Genomic DNA, 16,841 nt, shown 5'->3' on the forward strand with positions numbered 1-16,841 from the left:
CAGCGGCAGCGGACAGGAGCGGCGGGCGCCAGGCGCCCACCGCGGGCCTAGATCAGGCCTGGGCTTCGCCCTTGTCGGCAGCAGCCTTCTTGGCCGGAGCGCGGCGGGCCGGCTTGGCTTCTTCGCCAGCCGGAGCTTCGGCGAACTCTTCTTCACGGACGGTGGCAGCGTGCGGCGCAGCGGCCTTGCCTTCCAGCACGGCGTCGGCAGCGGCGCGGGCATACAGCTGCACGGCACGGATGGCGTCGTCGTTGCCCGGGATCGCGTAGTCGACCAGCTCCGGGTTGTAGTTGGTATCAACCACCGCGATCACCGGGATGCCAAGCTTCTTGGCTTCCTTGATGGCGATGTCTTCGTGGCCGATGTCGATGACGAAGATGGCGTCCGGCAGGCGGTTCATGTCCTTGATGCCACCCAGCGAGGCTTCCAGCTTGTCGCGCTCACGACGCAGGCCCAGCACTTCATGCTTGACCAGCTTGTCGAAGCTGCCGTCGGTTTCGCCGGCTTCCAGTTCCTTCAGGCGGGCAACCGACTGCTTGACGGTACGGAAGTTGGTCAGGGTGCCGCCCAGCCAACGCTGGTTCATGAACGGCATGCCGCAACGCTCGGCTTCCTCGCGGATCGACTCGCGTGCGCTGCGCTTGGTGCCCAGGAACAGGATGGTGCCGCGCTTCTGCGCGATGCTGGAAATGAAGTTCATCGCGTCATTGAAGAGCGGAACGGTCTTTTCCAGGTTGATGATGTGGATCTTGCCGCGGGCGCCGAAGATGTACTGGCCCATCTTGGGGTTCCAGTAACGGGTCTGGTGGCCGAAGTGGACGCCGGCTTCCAGCATCTGACGCATGGTGACCTGGGGCATTGCAATACTCCTGATGAGGAACCGACCGCCACGGGTAATAAAGGGCGGTCCGCCGCAAGGCGGAGGGTTCCGGGGTTTGGCTTCCCTGTCGCTTCCGTGTCCGAACTCCTCGCGGAGCACCCCGGCACGGATATGGGCGGCAGGTGTGGATTCACCGGTGACGTCCGGTGTTGACGGGGCTCCTGCGCACAGGGCGCGGGGAGATCCGGTCGATTATAGCCCGGGCAGGCGTCCCCGCGCAATTGGCGGGGCGGCGGCCGGGAGGTCGCCGGGTTCCGCGTCGCCGATCCGGGCCCGGAAACGGCCCCCCGCATAGCCTGCGGCGGGGCCGGGCAAGGCCCACAGGCGGGTGCTGCCGGCCAGGACATAGCCGGCCAGCTCCGGAAACAGCAACGTGGCGCGTCCGTCGGGGCCGATGAAGCTCAGGTCCGCCAGCCGCGCGTGGCCGGTGCCGCCATTGTAGAGCGCCAGCATGGCGTGGCCTGCGGCCTCGCGGAGGTTGGCGGACAGGGCGGGCGCCGGGCGCGGCTGCGGCCCGGCTACGAACACCGGCAGCGACACCTGCAGCGGCGGGCTTTCGGGTGCGGCCCGGAGTACCACTCGGTACCCCTGCTCGGCGCTCGGGGCGGGTCCGATCCGGACTACCCGTACCCGTTGCCGGGCGTTCGGTGCCAGCGCCAGCCGGATCGGGCTCACCACCAGGTCCTGCGCCGGGGTCAGGCGTTCGGCGTCGGCGCTCTGCTCCCACCGGTACAACCGCGCCTGGCCCGACCACGCCTGCGCCGTCTCGTTGTGCAGCCACAGTTCGGCGTCCTGCTGGTCCGGGCGCAGCACAACGCGCAGCGGGGAAATGTCCAGCGCATGCGCGGCGGCCGGAGCAAGCAGCGCCAGCAGCAGGCAGGCGCGGATCAGAAGGTCAGGGTGAGCCATGGCCGGCGGGCGTGTTCGTCGTCTTCGCCCGCCGGGGTCAGCTGCTGCACCTGGGGCGGGGCCGGGATCCTGTCGTCGCTGCGTCGGTGTGCGCTGCGGCACCTGGCACGCGCAGCGTCTGCGTCCAGTGTGCACGCCTCCACGATCCGCAGGCGGACCTGCAGTGGCGCATTGGCCGCGTGGACGGCAGACAGCAGGGTGGTCAGCGCCACGCAGGTGGTGACAGGGGCGCGGCGGCGTCGGTTCATCCGGATCGGCAGCGGGGGGGTCGTCGGGATATCGGCCCGGCGCTGGCGGTCTTGAGGGACGCCGATTCAGTAGGTGATCGTCACCTTGATCTGGTCGCTGTAGCTGCCTGCAGCCACCGCACCGACCGTGGGCGGTGCGCGCCCGTAAACGGTCAGGGTCTGGGCGCTCCCGGTTCCCGTGCCCGAGACAACGTCGACGTTGGCGGTGCTGCCCCAGCGCTGGGTGCGGGTGCTTTCGCGGTACAGCGCATAGGGAATGAACCAGGCCGGGTTGGTGGTGTGCCGCATGCGCCGCACGCTGCCGTTGGCGTACAGGCCGTTGTCCAGCGCGATGGTGTAGGCGGTGCGGTTGAGGCAGGTCAGGCCGATGGTCGAAGTGCGGTCGATGTTGGCGGTGATCGTGCCGGCACTGCTGCCGAAGTCCATGTCGGTCGTGACATAGGCACTGCACTGTGGCAGCACGGTGGCGGTGACGGTGAACGGGAAGCCGCCGGTGGCGGTTTTGTGGCCGCTGACACCGGAGGCCGTGGTGCACGCCGCCGGCGCGCTGGCCGTGCCCAGCAGGACCTCGTTGTAGGCATATTCCAGGCGTACGTCGGCACCGCTGAACGAGGTGCTGTAACTGCCGGCCGCCAGCGTCTGGCTGGCTGGGATGCGACCGTAGATGGTCACGCTGACCGCGCCGCTGCCGCCGGTGAGCACGGGGACCGGGTAGTTCAGGTCCACCACCTGCGGTCCGGGCGTGGTGCCGGGGGTCAGCCCCCAGATGGTGCTGTAGGCGGCGCTGGTGAACAGCTGGAAGCTGAGCGGATCGGCGGTGGTGTTGGTCATCCGCCGCAGCGGTGAAATGGCCACGCCGGTGCTGCCCACGCCGATGCCGATGCAGGCGCGTACCGACGCCGTTGCCAGCAGGCTCAGCGCGGTGGTGTTGCAGGTGATGGTGAACGTGGTGGTGGTGAAGCTGGGCGCAGTGGCCGCGTTGCCGACGTTGCCGAAGGCCGCCGTCACCGGGGTGGTGGTGGTGCAGGTGGTGTCGGCGCGGGCCTCGCCGGCGCCCACTACCCCGGCCAGCGCCAGCAACCATCCCAGCAGCAGGCGCATGCTCATGGCCCGGCTCCGGCCACGCAGCGCAGCGGCCCCAACCGCAGCGCTGCGCTGCCCGGCGCCGGGCTGACCGGCACGCGCACTTGGCAGCGCCCGTCATCGGTGTCCACCTGCAGCAATGCCTGGGCCGGCAGATCTTCCAGGTAGACCTCGCCGTCGTAGCCCACCGTGGCGCTGCGCTGGTCCGGCAGGCGCACCTGGCTGCCGGCCTTCAGGGGCTGATCCTGCGCGTCGTGCAGGACCAGGGTGATGGCGCGGGTGCGGCGCAGCCCGAAGCTCACCCCCAGCCCGGCGCTCTGCCGCGGCGTCACCAGGGTGTCCACGCGGTCGGCACGCATGTCGGCCGGCAGTTCCAGGGTGTCGATCGAAATCCGGTTGCGCTGCCAGGACAGCAGCGGGGTGACCAGCAGCATGCCGTCGTCGTCGGTCACCCCGATCACCCGGTTTTCCAGGCGGACGGGTACGCCGCCCACGCCGTTGGTGGAGACCACCGCAAACGCGTCGGGCACCTCGCGTGCGGCGAACAGGTGCCCGCCCATCCAGACCACGCTGCCGCTGGCGTTGGCATAGGCGAAGTTGGCATCGCCCTGGCGCGCCGCGCCCAGCGAGTAGCGGCCCACCCGGTTCAACCAGCCGGCTTCGACCAGCCCGCCGGTGCCGTCATCGCCCTGCCGGGCCTGCAGCCGCCAGCCGTAACCGCCCTGGCTGCCATCACCGGGCACCGGCTGGGATACATCCACCGTGTACAGGTTGCGGTCGCCATTGCGCTGCGCGGCCAGGTTGCTCTGGCGGTTGTTGCCCAGGCTGGCCGAAACGGACAGGTAGACGCTGCGGTCCGCGTCGTCGTCCAGGCTCTGGTTGAACGAGGCGTAGGCCGACCAGCGTTGGGAAAACGTGCGGTTCCAGAACACGCTGGCATAGCGGCGGTCGTCGCCGTCGGGATAGGACAGGCGCAGGTAACTGGCGCTCAACGAGCCCAGCCGGCCCAGGCTGGCACCGGCGGTGACCTGGTCGGTCACGTCCGGTGGCCGCGCCCCCTGCAGGCTGCCCAGGTCCTGGAAGTCGCCATGCGTGCGGCGGGTGGCGGCGTTGAGGTTGAACACCCGGTTGTTCCAGCTGTACCCCAGCGCCCACTGGCCTCCCTGCAGACCGTCGCGGCGGCTGTACGCGTAGGAGGCGTTGACGACGCCGGCCTGGCCCAGCTGCCACCAGCCGCCGGCGCCGGCGCTGGCCACGCCGCCCCCGCCTTCGGCATGCAGCTCAGCGGTGAAGCGGTTGCTGACCCCGCGCCGCCAGGTGGCGCTGCCAACGGTGGCACTGTCGTAGGCGAACGAGCGGATGCCGTATTCGCGACGCATCCGGCCAACGCCGGCCGACCAGTCCGAGAGTCCTTCAGCCAGCAGCTGCTGCGTGCCATAGAAGGCAAAATCCAGGGTCTGCATGCGGCCGTAGGCATCGGTGATCACCACCTGCGCATTGCCGGTGCCGCTGATGCCCGGCTGCGCGGCCAACTGGAACGGCCCAACCGGTACCTCGCCGTTGTATTGGCGCAGGCCGTCGACATACAGCTCGACGTTGGACGGCACCACGGCCTCGCCCAGGAAGCTCGGGGTGGGGGTGAGCACGCGGTAGGGCTGCAGGCCATAGTTGCGGCCGATCTGGATGCCGCCCATCCGCACCGGGCGGCTCCAGTCGACGAAGCCGCTGAAGAAGTCACCGACGGTCAGGGTCAGCGCGGTTTCGGGAAAATCCAGCTGCCAGGCGCTGTCCAGGCGCACGCTCTCGCCCCGCCAGTCGCTGCCTCCCGCCTGGTAGGTGCGCAGCAGTTGGCTGCTGCGGAGCACGCCGCGGCCCATGCCGAACACCCGCCATTCGCTGGTAAGCGCCAGGTTTCCGGCGTCCTGGTTGTGGCTGGCATAGACGTCGTAGTTGAGCAGGGCACCGGGCGAGGCGCTGGCCGTCGGGGTGGTCTGGGGAGTGGCCCCCAGTTCGGTGACCGGCAGGTTGAGCTGTTCCAGCGGGATTTCCAGCGCCAGGGTCTGCAGCGAGGCGTCGTAGCGCATCACCAGGCCACTGAGCTGGCCCAGTGCGACCGGCGCGCCGTCGGGCGCAGCGAAGCCGAGCTGACGCAGCACGGGCGGGTCGGCGCGCAGCTGGCCCGCGAGCTCGGTGAACGGCAGCAGGCCGCGGGGACTGCCGTTGAGGGTGACGTCAAGGTACAGGGTCTGCGGTGCGGTCAGGGGCGTGGGGGCTGGCAGCATCACCTCATCGGCGGCGCCGGATGCTGCGCCAGCGGCCGGCAGTGCGGCCGCCCATGCCGGCGGGCCCGGCATTCCAGACGAGACCGCGCCGGCAGCCAGGGCGACGCGCACGCAGGCCTCAGCGAGCCGGTGGCGTCGGGGACAGAGGCGTGGCTTGCGCGCCGCCATTGATCTTCGCCGATAGCGTGGCCCCGGCCAGCCGCGTCGCGGGAATATCCAGCGGCCAGCGCATGGTCTGGCCGCTGAGCACGTAGCCGATCAGGCCCGGCTGGAAGATCTGCGGGCGATCCAGCGGACCTACCGCCAGGTCGGCCAGCTGCGCATAGCCATCGCCACGGTTGTGCACCTCCAGCATCACCTTGCCATCGGGCTGGACACGCACGCTGCTCTGCAGTTCGGGCTTGCCTGCGGCGCTGCCAGCGGGCTGGATGAACACCGGCAGCGAGTAGCGCAGCACGAACTGCATGCCCTGGCGCCTGGGGTCCAGCGTGGGTACTTCGTCGACGATGATCCGGTACGACAGCTGTGCGTCGGGCGCTTCCGGCTGGGCGCGCACGACGCGGATCAACTGTTGCTGCCCGGCCGCTAGCGACTGCATGGGCGGGCTGATCACCAGGTCTGACGTGGGGTCGAGCTGGTCGCGACCGTCGCGCTGGGTCCAGCGGAAAACGCGCGCCTGTACGCTTACCGGCGCCGACCCGCTGTTGCTGACCCACAGCGCTTCGGCGTTCTGACGGGCGCTGAGCTGCAGCGAGGTGGGCGCCACCTGCAGGCTGGCGGCGCGTGCCTGTCCCAGCCCCAGAAGCGCCAGCAATGCACAGGCGCAGACAGCCGCCGTGGAGGGCGGTGCGCGCCCCCGTTCGAATGCTGACATGGCGGCCTCAGTACGAGATGGTGGCGGTGACCGTGTCCTGGTAAGTACCGGTGGCGGCGTTGTTCACGCTCGGATTGGCCACCTGGCCATAGATGGGGTAGGCCTGCGCCAGGCCGGTGCCAGTGCCCGCCACGGTGTTGGTGCCGGTGGTGGCGCCCCAGACGTTCGAACGGCCCGCATCGGAATACAGCTGGTAGCCGACGAAGTTGTTGGTGGTCACCGCCGCATCGGTGTTGCGCATGCGCCGGGTGGTGACGTCATTTGCGGTCGCGGCGTTGGAGCCGGCATTCAACGCGATGGTGTACGGCGTCAGCGCCGAGCACTGCGCGGTGACCGAGCCCTGGGCGTTGGACGGGGTGGTGGCCGTGGACAGCGCCGAGCCGAAATCGACATCCGTCGCGGCGGCTGCCGTGATCGTGCAGGCCTTGGTGATGATGATGCGGACGTTGAAGGTGGTGGTGTCAGCCGCCATGGCGGGCGAGGCCAGGGCCACCAGCCCAAGGCTGAACAGCAGGGGACGCGGGGCGCGAAGGAATCGCATGGTCTTCTCCTTGGACGGGGGTCCTGGATCAACGAATCGATGCCGGCGTACTGCAGGGGAGGGCGTCAGGGGTAACGCGACTCCCTTATAAAAGCGCACTTGTAGGGGCGATGTGAGGAAAACTGGCCGGTTTTCACATTTTTTCCGTTACCGGAGGGCGAATGCCCCGCCGTCAAGGGCATTCGACCCGAACGTGGGCTGTCAGCATTCCGGCACTTCCCGTTCAGAATGGCCCCGGATCGGCGATAATGGGCGCCATGAGCGTGAATCTGAAAACCCCTGAGGAAATCGAACTGATGCGCGTCGCCGGCCGCCTGGCCAGCGAAGTGCTCGACATCGTCACCCCGTACGTCAAACCTGGCGTGACGACCGAAGAGCTGGACCGCATCTGCCACGACCACATCATCAATGTGCAGAAGGCCACACCGGCGAACGTCGGCTACCGTGGCTTCCCCAAGACGGTCTGCACGTCGGTCAACAACGTCATCTGCCACGGCATCCCAAGCGAAGCCAAGGTCCTGAAGGACGGCGACATCGTCAACATCGATGTCACTGTGATCAAGGATGGCTGGCACGGCGATACCAGCCGCATGTACTTCGTGGGCACGCCTTCGACCATGGCCAAGCGTCTGGTCGACACCACCTATGCGGCGATGTGGGCCGGCATCCGCGCGGTGAAGCCGGGCGCCACGCTGGGTGACATCGGTCACGCCATCCAGTCGCTCGCCGAAGGCGAACGCTTCAGCGTGGTGCGCGAGTACTGCGGGCACGGCATCGGCAAGGTCTACCATGACGAACCGCAGGTGGTGCACTACGGGCGCCCGGGACAGGGCCTGGTGCTGCAGCCGGGCATGACCTTCACGATCGAGCCGATGATCAACGAGGGCACCCGCTACAACAAGGTGCTTCCCGATGGCTGGACCGTGGTCACCAAGGACCGCAAGCTGTCGGCACAATGGGAGCACATGGTCGCGGTCACCGAGACCGGCGTGGATGTGCTGACCCTGTCGCCCGGCGAATCGCAGGTCTGAGCATGTTGCCGGCGAGCCCGACCCTGGACGCGCCGGCCAATGCCGTCGCCGACCCCGAGTGGGCGGCGGAGGCTCGCCAATCGCTGCAGCAGGCTGATGCGCGCCTGTACCGGCGCTTCGACCAGAATGACAACATCGAGCGGCTGCTGGCGCTGCGCGCCCGCGCTGCCGATCACCTGATCCGGCTGGCCTGGCAGCGCTGCGTGCCGCCTGATGCCGGGTTATCGCTGTTTGCCGTGGGTGGCTATGGGCGCGGCGAGCTGTTCCCGCGCTCGGACATCGACCTGCTGGTGCTCGGCGCCCCCGATGCGCAGCGCCGGCATGAGGCGGCCTTGGCCCGGTTGTTTGCATTGCTGTGGGATTGCGGCCTGCCGGTGAGCCACGCGGTGCGCTCGGCCCACGAATGCGTGCAGGCCAGCGCCGATCAGACCGTGCTCACTGCGTTGATCGAGTCGCGGCCGCTGGTGGCGGACGACGCGGCACGGCAGGCCCTGAAGCAGGCCGTCAACAGCGAAGGCCTGTGGCCGCCGCGCGACTTCTTCCTGGCCAAGCGCGAGGAGCTGCTGGCCCGCCACCAGCGCTTCGGCGACACCGCCGACAACCTTGAACCGGACATCAAGGATGGACCGGGTGGCCTGCGTGACCTCAATACGCTGGGCTGGATGGCACTGCGCGCCTTTGGCGTGCGCGAACTGGAAGCCCTGGTCGGGCTGGGGCACCTGGGGCCGGATGAAGCCGCGGCCCTGCGCCGCGAGCGCTGCGCGCTGGCGCAGCTCCGGTTCGGCCTGCACCTGGTGGCCAACCGCCCGGAAGAGCGCCTGCGCTTCGACTACCAGAAGACCCTGGCGGCGCGGCTGGGCTTCGCCGACGACGTGGAGAGCCTGGCGGTCGAAAAAATGATGCAGGGCTTCTATCGCAGCGCCACCGTGGTGAGGCGGATCAGCGATCGGCTGCTGCAGCGCTTCGAGGAACAGTTCGATGGCGAGGCGGTGCCCGAACCGGTCAGCGTGGGCTTCTCGCTGCGCCGCGGCTACCTTGCCGCCAATGATCCGGAGTGGCCGCAGGGCGATATCGAGCAGGTATTTGCGCTGTTCTCCAGTTGGGCCTACAACCCCGATGTCCGTGGCCTGCATTCGCTCACCGCGCGGGCGTTGGCCGAAGCGTTGGCCGAGCTGCCGGCGTACACCGAGGCAAGTGCCACCGCGCGCGAACAGTTCATGACCCTGCTGCGCAGCCCGCGCGCCGTCGATACGCTGGCGCGCATGGCCCGGCTGGGTGTGCTGGGGCAGTGGATTCCCGCATTCGCACAGGTGTCGGGGCGCATGCAGTTCGACCTGTTCCACGTCTACACCGTCGACCAGCACACTCTGATGGTGCTGCGGAACATCGGCCTGTTCGCCAGCAGTCGCGCCGACGAGCGTTTCTCGATCGCCCACGAAGTGTGGCCACGCCTGCGCAAGCCGGAACTGCTGCTGTTGGCCGGACTGTTCCATGACATCGCCAAGGGCCGGGGCGGCGACCATTCCGAACTCGGCGCGGTCGATGCGCGGGAGTTCTGCCAGGCGCATGCGCTGAGCAGTTCCGATACCGAGCTGGTGGCCTGGCTGGTGGAGCAGCACCTGCGCATGTCGGTGACCGCGCAGAAGCAGGACATCTCCGACCCGGATGTGATCCACCGCTTCGCCACGCTGGTGGCCAGCCGCGACCGCCTCGACTACCTCTACCTGCTGACCTGCGCCGACATCGCCGGCACCAGCCCGAAGCTCTGGAACGCGTGGAAGGATCGCCTGCTGGCCGACCTGTACTTCGCCGCGCGCCGCGCGCTGCGCGATGGCCTGGAAAACCAGATGCCGGCCGCCGAGCGCGTGCTGGAGGCGCGTGAGAACGTGCGCGCGCTGGTGCGTGAGCGCGGCTACGACGACGCCACCATCGACCGCCAGTTCACCGTGATGCCGGATGAGAGCTTCATCCGCCTGCGCCCCGAACAGTTGGCCTGGCAGGCGGCCGCGCTGGTGCCGGTCAAGCAGGGCCAGACCCTGGTCAAGGTGCGCCGGATCACCGCCGACGACGATGCGCTGGAAGTGTTCGTGCATTCGCCCGACCGCGATGGCCTGTTCGCGGCGATCGTGATGACCCTGGACCGCAAGGGCTACGGCATCCATCGGGCACGCGTGCTGGATGGCCCGGCCGACACCATTTTCGATACCTTCGAGGTGACCCCGGCCGACAGCTTCGCCGATGGCGATGCGCCGCGCCTGGAGGCGGCGCTGCGCGAGGCGCTGGCCGGCGATCTGTCGCGCCTGCGTCCCTCCCGGCGGGTAGTGCCGCGCCAGCTGCGCCATTTCCGCTTCGCCCCGCGCATCGAATTCCGCGATGCCAACGATAATGATACCGGCGGCACCCGCTTCAGCCTGGTGGCGCCCGATCGCCCCGGCTTGCTGGCCGATGTCGCCTTTGTACTGCGCAACCAGGGGCTGCGTGTGCATGACGCGCGCATTGCCACCTTCGGCGAGCGCGCCGAAGACATGTTCGTGATCAGCGATGAGCACGACCGCCCCCTCACCGAAACCGCCCGTCAGCAGCTGCATGACGCCATGCTGCGCTGCCTGGACCCTGATCGAAACGCCGGAGACCCCCACTGATGGCCACCAAGCCTGCCAAGAAGACTGCCGCCAAGACCGCGGCGGCCAAGAAGACCGTTGCCGCTGCCCCGGCCGTGAAAAAGACCGCTGCGAAGAAAGCCGCGCCGGCCGTGAAGAAGGCGCCGGTCAAGAAGACTTCGGCCAGCAGCGCGGCCGACACGGCGGCCAAGCGCGCCGAGAACATCGCGCGCAAGTCGCTGCGCAAGCCGGCCACCCCGGGCGTGGAAGAACTCAGGTTCGGCATTGAAAGTGCCTTCGAACGCCGCGCTACGTTGACCCTGCATGAGATCGAAGGCTCGACCAAGCCGCTGGTCGGTCGCGTCATCGACGGGCTGGAAACCGGCGAATTCCGCGTGGCCGAGCCCGATGGCCACGGCGGCTGGAAGGTCAATGAGTGGCTGAAGAAGGCGGTGCTGCTGTACTTCCGCGTCAACGACATGGCGGTGGTGGACGCCCGCCCGGCGCCGTTCTGGGACAAGGTGGAATCGCGCTTCGCCGGGTTCGATGAAGCCAGGTTCCGCCGGGCCGGCGTGCGCGTGGTGCCGGGTGCGATCGCGCGCCGCGGCAGCTACTTCGGCAAGGACGTGGTGCTGATGCCGAGCTTCACCAACATCGGCGCCTACGTTGGCGAAGGCACCATGGTCGATACCTGGGCCACGGTGGGGTCGTGCGCGCAGATCGGCAAGCACTGCCACCTGTCCGGCGGGGCCGGCATCGGCGGCGTGCTGGAGCCGCTGCAGGCCAGCCCGACCATCATCGAAGACCACTGCTTCATCGGTGCGCGCTCGGAAGTCGTGGAAGGCTTCGTGGTCGGCCACCACAGCGTGATCGGCATGGGCGTGTTCCTCGGCCAGAGCACCCGCGTGTACAACCGCGCCACCGGCGAGATCAGCTACGGCTCGGTGCCGCCGTACAGCGTGGTGGTGTCCGGCCAGCTGCCGTCCAAGGATGGTTCGCACTCGCTGTACTGTGCGGTGATCGTCAAGCAGGTCGATGCCAAGACCCGCAGCAAGACCAGCGTCAACGAGCTGCTGCGCGGCCTGGCCGACTGAGCGGCGACGGGAGCGGCATGCCGCTCCCGTCGGCTGCGCCAACCACCGTCAGGGAAATCGTGCTGCCGTCACTGGCGTGACTGGCACGTTCGAAGCCGCGCATTCGCCAAGGCGGTCACAGCTTGGAAGCTGCACCGACGCAATCCCGCGTTGGGTCGCTAAGCTCTTGCGGGCGTCGGGGTTTCCCGGCAGGAGAGCGTGGCATGGACAAGATCAGTGCGCGCACGGTTCCGACGGATTCCCGTGCGCTGCGTACCCGGACTGCGTTGCCACGGCCGGTGGTCGACCGGCTGGCGTCGCTCCTGCAGAACATCGCCAATGCCGGGTTCCCGACCGGCATGCCGGTCGTTCCGGTCGGCGAGAACAGCGTGCAGCAGACCCAGGCCGACGCGATTGTTGGCGGGCTGTATGTGAAGATCGTCAAGCGCGATGATCTTTCCACGCTCAATGTTGACCTGGAACGGCTGTGTCGAGCGTTGGCGGAGTCGGCCAGCATGGGGGAGCTGGAAACCGAGCAGCGCGTCACCAACATCTACCTGGGGAAGGCGTTGAACCTGCTGTGCCGGGTGGGCGGCCAGGAGCCGTTGCCGTGCGCAAGCGCGGTGCTGGTCCGAGCGGTCAACTGGTGCATGGAAGTGCTGAGAGGGCGCACGGAGTTCACCCTTGAGAACCTCTGCGTGATCATGTTCCACCTGGGCGGGCTGATGAACCGCGCGTCCGTTGCAGAGGCCTGCAGCGAAATGATCAGCGGGTGCCTGGCTCCGCACCTCGACCAGATGCTGAAGGCCGCGCCGCAGCAGGCGGTGGCTTGCCCCATCCTCTCATTGGCGTTGGCCAGCGTACTGCGGGCATCGGAGGTCGAGATGCGTCTGCCCGTGGGCGCAACCGTGCCGCGATTCGCACCGGATGCGCTGCTCACAACACTGCGTGCGGTGAAGGCGGAATGTCCGGGTCTGCTGGCCGGCTGGGAGAGTCGATCATTGGCGCTGGTCGCCAAATACGGCGCGCAGTACCTCAACCGGCTCGGCGCAATGAGCAGACGCTGTCGGTCCACGGAGACGATCGTTTCGCAGCATCTCAATGTCGCCCACCTGCTCAAGGCGGTGATCGAGGAAGCCAGATTGCCGCATCGCGCGGTATGGCAATACGACGGCGCATATCGCAGCCTGGCGCAGGGCAAGGAGCTTCGCGACCAGCTTGCCTATGCCGCGCGTTACTACTGCCGTTGGCTGGCGGGGCAACCGGAACGTATCCGGGCGAGCTTTGAACTGGCCGAGCCACCCCGAGGTCCATTTCCCGACAACCTCCGGGACGAACGCGCTTTTGCCGAGGTCGCGCGTCTGGGCGTTGATGTCGCGACCACGCAAGCAGGGGTGATCAACGCCCCGGCGCCACCTGACGCTGACATTGCCGATGAGGTGTGCATGGCAGCGGAACCGCCACCGCCGGCACCGGATCTGGCACGGTTTGATGCAGTAGCAGGCGCGCTGGTGCGGTATGGCGAGAACGCTGATCGCTTTGACCGCGAGGATGTCATCGCAGCGGTAAATACACTGGTGGCATCCATTGAAAGCGGGCGGACGGTGTTGACCCAGGCGCAGCGCGTGCAGATGCTGCTGAACATGGACGCGGTTTGCCGGCAGCTGGCGACCGCATCCCCCCAGCCATCCCATTACGCGTGGCAGCTGGACAGCATGCGCGGTTTTCTGTCCACGCAGCTGGCGCAGGTGGTGGGTACCAATGGAAAGCCATTGATGGCGGCCGACCTGCCGGATAGCCCCGGTCTTTCTGCCTGGCAGAGATCCCTGCTGGTCATACTCAACAGTTGTGAAGGTGCTCGATAGGCAGTGTATGCACGTGCGGCGCCCGGTGTGTGTGAGGACGCCGTTACCTGATCATCCGATGTCCCGTGACGCTTCCGCCCCGCGCATTAAACCTGCTTCGCAAACCTCGTCACAGCTTGAGGTGCGCGTCATTCCGGCGGTGCCGGCACATGGCTATGCTGCGGTTTCTTCAGGCAGAGAAGGTCCGCGTGGACTACGTCAACAATACGATGCCGGTGCCGGTGACACATCGCCGGCTGCCGCCGATACCGCTGCCCCTGATCGGCGCGCGACCGTCGGCGGCGACACCCACCGACATCTTCAACGCCCCGGGGAACGACGTCGTGCCGCACGCGCCGATGGGCGGGCACGCCGCGCGCCTGACCGAAGCGGACGGCATCATCGCCGCGCTGTACCAGAAGATGGTGAAGTACGGTGACCGGTCCACGGTCAACGTCGATCTGGACACGCTCGGCCAGGTGTTGGCCGGCAGCGGTACGCATGCCGATACCAATCCCCAACGACGCATCTCCAACATCTACCTGGGCAAAGCGCTCAACATCCTGTGCAAGCTGACCGACCAGCGCGGCGCACTCGCCCTGGACGAACGCCTGCTCTCGACGGTGACGCGTACCTGCGTCCAGGTGGTGGCCGCACGCCAGGCGTTCACGCTGGAAAATGCAAGCGTGATCATGTTCCACCTCGGCGAGTTGATGAATCACGCACCGCTGCAGCAGGTGTGCAGCCAGACAATCATCGACCACATGGTGCCGATCTTCGAGGCGCTTGTGCGCCAGCACCCCGTGCACGCGATCGCGGGCGCCACGCTGGCGTTCGGCCTGGTCAGTGCACTGCGTGCCTGCACGCACGAGCTTGCCCGGCGTGGTAGCGGGCCGCTGCCGCCGCCGGCGGTCGACAGGCTGCTCCTGCTGGTGCCTGAGCTGCTGGCGGCAGAGCCGGACCTGTTGGAGGTCTGGGAAACCCGGACCCTGACCCTGCTGGCCAACTATGGCGTGCAGTATCTGCGCCAGCTTGACATGGTGGGCCAACGCCGTGGTCGGCTGCCCCACGCCGAGCGCCTGCAGCAGAATGCGGCCCGTGCGATCAAGCCGGTCATCGAGGAAGCACGGCGTTTCTCCCGCGGTGTCTGGGATCAACGCGACAGCACGTTCCGGGGCTTCACCCCGTTCCGGGGCGTCAAGGAGCTTCGCGATTACCTGGCCTACTGCGCCCTTTATTACGGCAAGTGGCTGCAGCACAAGCCAGAGTGGATGAAGGACCGCTTCGGGCTGCAGGAAGCCGAACGCGGCCCCATTGCGGACAACCCGCAGGACGGCCGGAACTTTGCCGCGGTGGTGCGGCAGGGCATGTCGCCCGCGCCGGAAGTGTCGGCGGCCTGCGCACTCCCACCGCCCACGCCCGTGCCGGCGCGCCGCCCCCTGTCGCTTGACATCGCTCCCGCCAAGCCGCCTGCCGAGCTCGCACGTTTCAGCCAGGCAGCCGGCGACCTGACCCGGCTGGGGGAGGCGGCCGACCGCTTCGATCGCAAGGAGGCCATAGCGGCGGCCAATGCGCTGATCCTCTCGATCGAGGCAGGTCGGACTACATTGAGTGGTTCCCTGCGCGTGCAGATGCTGCTGGACATGGACTGCGTGTGCATGCGGCTGTATGAAGCCGACTCGTTCGACGCGCCGCAGTATGCGGGGCAACTGCAGCGCCTGCGCGGTTTCCTGTCGTCGCAGCTCGCCCTCGTGGTCGACGCCGATGGCAGGCCGCTCCTGGGAACGGACGTACCGTTCGCCTCCGGCTTGTCGTCGTGGCAGCGCTCGTTGCTGGACGTGATCATTGAGCATGAATGCGAGGGGTGAGCAGCAGGACGTGCGCTCCCGGCGCGAGGCTATACTCGGGGTTGACGCAACCCCGTTGAACCCCTGCACGAGTATCTGTCGGCAATGACCACAACCCTTTACGGCTTGAAGAACTGCGACACCTGCAAGAAGGCCACCAAGTGGCTCGACCGCTTCCAGCTGGTCTACACCTTCGTCGACTACCGCGAGCACAAGCCGAGCCCGGAAACACTGGTCGACTGGGCCGCGCAGGCTGGCGGTTTCCCCGCGCTGGTGAACCGTTCGTCGACCACCTGGCGTCAGCTGCCCGACAACCGCAAGGCCGCTGCCTCCGATGCCGAATGGAAGCTGCTGCTGCGCGAATACCCGCAGCTGGTCAAGCGCCCCGTGGTGGTCACCGCCGACGGCGTGATGACCCAGGGTTTTTCGGACAACGGCTTCAAGCAGCGGTTCGGAGTCGGCGCGTGAACGATGTCGTTGCCTTGACCTGCAACCTGATCGCACGCCCTTCGGTCACCCCGGACGATGCTGGCTGCCAGGCGCTGCTGGCCGAACGCCTGGGGCGTGCCGGCTTCACCTGCGAACATCTGCGTCTGGGTGAGGTCGACAACCTCTGGGCCACGCACGGGCAGGGCGCGCCAGTGCTGGTGCTGCTGGGCCATACCGACGTGGTGCCGAGCGGCCCGGTCGAGGCCTGGCACAACGATCCCTTCGATCCGCAGATCCGCGACGGCGTGCTGTATGGGCGCGGTGCGGCGGACATGAAGGGCAGCGTGGCGGCATTCGTGGTCGCGGCCGAACAGTTCGTGGCTGCCCATCCGGACCATCCCGGTACGTTGGCGGTGCTGCTGACCAGCGATGAAGAAGGCGATGCCATCGACGGCGTGCGCCGGGTCGCGGACATCTTCCGCGAGCGTGGCCAGAAGGTCGACTGGTGCATCACTGGCGAGCCGTCCTCCACCGCCGTGCTGGGCGACCTGCTGCGCGTGGGCCGCCGCGGCAGCCTGTCGGGCACGCTGACCGTGCAGGGCGTGCAGGGCCACGTGGCGTACCCGCACAAGGCGCGCAATCCGATCCATCTGGCCGCTGCGGCGCTGGCCGAGCTGACCGCGCGGCACTGGGACGATGGCTTCGAGAGCTTCCCGCCGACCAGCCTGCAGGTGTCCAACCTCCACGCCGGCACCGGCGCCAACAACGTGATTCCCGGCGAGCTGCAGGTGCTGTTCAACCTGCGCTACAACCCGCTCTGGAACGCGCCGAAACTGGAACAGGAGATCACCGCGCTGCTGGACCGCCACGGCCTGGAGTACCGGCTGAAGTGGCACCGCAGCGGTGAACCGTTCTACACCCCGGAAGGTACCCTGCGCCGGGTGGCACGCGAGGTGCTGGGTGAATTTGCGGGCGCCGCGCCGGAAGAAAGCACCGGCGGCGGTACCTCGGATGCACGCTTCATCGCGCCGTTGGGCGCGCAGTGCATCGAAGTGGGGCCGGTCAACGCCAGCATCCACCAGGTGGATGAGAATGTGGCGGTCGCCGAACTCGAAGCATTGCCGGCGCTTTACCAACGGCTGATCGAGCGGTTGTTGGCCTGACCGACTGCCAGAACCGACCAGCGGTCGGTTCGTACCC

14 protein-coding genes are annotated in these 16,841 nt (G+C 67.9%); 7 read left to right on the top strand and 7 right to left on the bottom strand.

Annotation, left to right across the window (positions count from 1 at the left end; all coding sequences use genetic code 11):
* Positions 1-52: 52 nt before the first annotated feature.
* From rpsB to ACTJI4_RS15045, 7 genes are all read right to left on the bottom strand, one after another.
* Positions 53-859: a 30S ribosomal protein S2 gene (gene rpsB, locus ACTJI4_RS15015; RefSeq protein ID WP_392916045.1), complete on the bottom strand. Its 807-nt coding sequence runs from the start codon at positions 857-859 to the stop codon at positions 53-55.
* 213 nt (positions 860-1,072) lie between these two features.
* The gene (locus ACTJI4_RS15020; protein ID WP_440869810.1) at positions 1,073-1,789 is read right to left on the bottom strand and encodes a fimbrial biogenesis chaperone; all 717 of its coding nucleotides are present in this window, start codon (positions 1,787-1,789) and stop codon (positions 1,073-1,075) included.
* Positions 1,768-2,037, bottom strand: coding sequence for a hypothetical protein (locus ACTJI4_RS15025; RefSeq protein WP_392916050.1), 270 nt, complete (start codon positions 2,035-2,037; stop codon positions 1,768-1,770). The genes ACTJI4_RS15020 and ACTJI4_RS15025 overlap by 22 nt, the downstream gene beginning before the upstream one ends.
* Before the next feature lie 66 nt (positions 2,038-2,103).
* A complete protein-coding gene (locus tag ACTJI4_RS15030) occupies positions 2,104-3,144 on the bottom strand; it encodes a Csu type fimbrial protein (protein ID WP_392916053.1) in 1,041 nt (346 codons plus the stop codon).
* Positions 3,141-5,474, bottom strand: coding sequence for a fimbria/pilus outer membrane usher protein (locus ACTJI4_RS15035; RefSeq protein ID WP_440869872.1), 2,334 nt, complete (start codon positions 5,472-5,474; stop codon positions 3,141-3,143). The genes ACTJI4_RS15030 and ACTJI4_RS15035 overlap by 4 nt, the downstream gene beginning before the upstream one ends.
* Positions 5,475-5,520: 46 nt before the next feature.
* Positions 5,521-6,276 carry a fimbrial biogenesis chaperone gene (locus tag ACTJI4_RS15040; RefSeq protein WP_440869811.1) on the bottom strand — a complete coding sequence of 252 codons (756 nt, stop codon included), beginning with the start codon at positions 6,274-6,276 and terminating at the stop codon, positions 5,521-5,523.
* 7 nt (positions 6,277-6,283) lie between these two features.
* Positions 6,284-6,817, bottom strand: coding sequence for a Csu type fimbrial protein (locus tag ACTJI4_RS15045; protein ID WP_392916058.1), 534 nt, complete (start codon positions 6,815-6,817; stop codon positions 6,284-6,286).
* 257 nt (positions 6,818-7,074) lie between these two features.
* Here ACTJI4_RS15045 and map point away from each other — a divergent pair, with 257 nt between their 5' ends.
* The 7 genes from map to dapE all read left to right on the top strand — a co-directional run bounded on the left by map (position 7,075) and on the right by dapE (position 16,804).
* The gene (map, locus tag ACTJI4_RS15050) at positions 7,075-7,848 is read left to right on the top strand and encodes a type I methionyl aminopeptidase (protein ID WP_392916061.1); all 774 of its coding nucleotides are present in this window, start codon (positions 7,075-7,077) and stop codon (positions 7,846-7,848) included.
* Positions 7,849-7,850: 2 nt separating this feature from the next.
* The gene (locus ACTJI4_RS15055) at positions 7,851-10,490 is read left to right on the top strand and encodes a [protein-PII] uridylyltransferase (protein WP_440869812.1); all 2,640 of its coding nucleotides are present in this window, start codon (positions 7,851-7,853) and stop codon (positions 10,488-10,490) included.
* The gene (gene dapD / locus ACTJI4_RS15060) at positions 10,490-11,542 is read left to right on the top strand and encodes a 2,3,4,5-tetrahydropyridine-2,6-dicarboxylate N-succinyltransferase (protein ID WP_392916067.1); all 1,053 of its coding nucleotides are present in this window, start codon (positions 10,490-10,492) and stop codon (positions 11,540-11,542) included. Before ACTJI4_RS15055 ends, dapD begins: the two co-directional genes overlap by 1 nt.
* A 203-nt stretch (positions 11,543-11,745) precedes the next feature.
* Positions 11,746-13,386, top strand: coding sequence for a hypothetical protein (locus ACTJI4_RS15065; protein WP_440869813.1), 1,641 nt, complete (start codon positions 11,746-11,748; stop codon positions 13,384-13,386).
* A gap of 65 nt (positions 13,387-13,451) precedes the next feature.
* Positions 13,452-15,233, top strand: a complete 1,782-nt coding sequence (locus tag ACTJI4_RS15070; protein WP_440869814.1) for a hypothetical protein — start codon at positions 13,452-13,454, stop codon at positions 15,231-15,233.
* Positions 15,234-15,317: 84 nt separating this feature from the next.
* Complete coding sequence (locus ACTJI4_RS15075) at positions 15,318-15,680, top strand: arsenate reductase (RefSeq protein WP_392916076.1); 363 nt, start codon at positions 15,318-15,320, stop codon at positions 15,678-15,680.
* Positions 15,677-16,804, top strand: coding sequence for a succinyl-diaminopimelate desuccinylase (dapE, locus tag ACTJI4_RS15080; protein ID WP_440869815.1), 1,128 nt, complete (start codon positions 15,677-15,679; stop codon positions 16,802-16,804). Before ACTJI4_RS15075 ends, dapE begins: the two co-directional genes overlap by 4 nt.
* Positions 16,805-16,841: the final 37 nt, after the last annotated feature.

The sequence above is a fragment of the Stenotrophomonas sp. 22385 genome (assembly GCF_052045085.1).
Classification (GTDB): domain Bacteria; phylum Pseudomonadota; class Gammaproteobacteria; order Xanthomonadales; family Xanthomonadaceae; genus Stenotrophomonas.

Bases quoted from the DNA above. Each gene is read 5' to 3' on its own strand.
- rpsB (WP_392916045.1), bottom strand. From the start codon at position 859: ATGCCCCAGGTCACCATGCGTCAGATGCTGGAAGCCGGCGTCCACTTC.
- ACTJI4_RS15020 (WP_440869810.1), bottom strand. From the start codon at position 1,789: ATGGCTCACCCTGACCTTCTGATCCGCGCCTGCCTGCTGCTGGCGCTG.
- ACTJI4_RS15025 (WP_392916050.1), bottom strand. From the start codon at position 2,037: ATGAACCGACGCCGCCGCGCCCCTGTCACCACCTGCGTGGCGCTGACC.
- ACTJI4_RS15030 (WP_392916053.1), bottom strand. From the start codon at position 3,144: ATGAGCATGCGCCTGCTGCTGGGATGGTTGCTGGCGCTGGCCGGGGTA.
- ACTJI4_RS15035 (WP_440869872.1), bottom strand. From the start codon at position 5,474: ATGCCGGGCCCGCCGGCATGGGCGGCCGCACTGCCGGCCGCTGGCGCA.
- ACTJI4_RS15040 (WP_440869811.1), bottom strand. From the start codon at position 6,276: ATGTCAGCATTCGAACGGGGGCGCGCACCGCCCTCCACGGCGGCTGTC.
- ACTJI4_RS15045 (WP_392916058.1), bottom strand. From the start codon at position 6,817: ATGCGATTCCTTCGCGCCCCGCGTCCCCTGCTGTTCAGCCTTGGGCTG.
- map (WP_392916061.1), top strand. From the start codon at position 7,075: ATGAGCGTGAATCTGAAAACCCCTGAGGAAATCGAACTGATGCGCGTC.
- ACTJI4_RS15055 (WP_440869812.1), top strand. From the start codon at position 7,851: ATGTTGCCGGCGAGCCCGACCCTGGACGCGCCGGCCAATGCCGTCGCC.
- dapD (WP_392916067.1), top strand. From the start codon at position 10,490: ATGGCCACCAAGCCTGCCAAGAAGACTGCCGCCAAGACCGCGGCGGCC.
- ACTJI4_RS15065 (WP_440869813.1), top strand. From the start codon at position 11,746: ATGGACAAGATCAGTGCGCGCACGGTTCCGACGGATTCCCGTGCGCTG.
- ACTJI4_RS15075 (WP_392916076.1), top strand. From the start codon at position 15,318: ATGACCACAACCCTTTACGGCTTGAAGAACTGCGACACCTGCAAGAAG.